A 348-nucleotide genomic window follows, 5' to 3' on the forward strand; every position below is an offset into this window, starting at 1 on the left:
TCACGACACCGCCGGCAAGTACACAGACTCCATCAGCCACACCTACGGCTTCGACCGTCATTATCCCGGATGAGCAAATTCCGGCAGGACCGGCGAACTCGAGTGAGCCGCAGCCTTCACCGGTACCAAGTGTTACGTCGACGGAAGTGCCTGCGGATGGGGAAGTTCCGCTTGGCGGGGTCGATATTGACGAGGATGACGTTCCCAAAGGCGGTCCTTCCGATCCGTCGCCAAGTCCCGCCTCCGGCAACCTGCCGAAGACCGGTGAAGGAAGCTCGCTTCCGATATACATGGGCGGCCTGGGCCTTATCCTGGTCGGACTTATCCTCAACCGCTGGCTGACCCATA

Annotated in this window: 1 protein-coding gene; it reads left to right on the forward strand. The window is 60.3% G+C overall.

Annotated features, from left to right (window positions below):
• Positions 1-348, forward strand: a 348-nt coding sequence (locus L691_RS28825) for an LPXTG cell wall anchor domain-containing protein (RefSeq protein WP_036736977.1), incomplete at both ends; no start/stop codon positions are given.

It is taken from the genome of Paenibacillus zanthoxyli JH29, from assembly GCF_000520715.1.
Taxonomy (GTDB): domain Bacteria; phylum Bacillota; class Bacilli; order Paenibacillales; family Paenibacillaceae; genus Paenibacillus_AQ; species Paenibacillus_AQ zanthoxyli.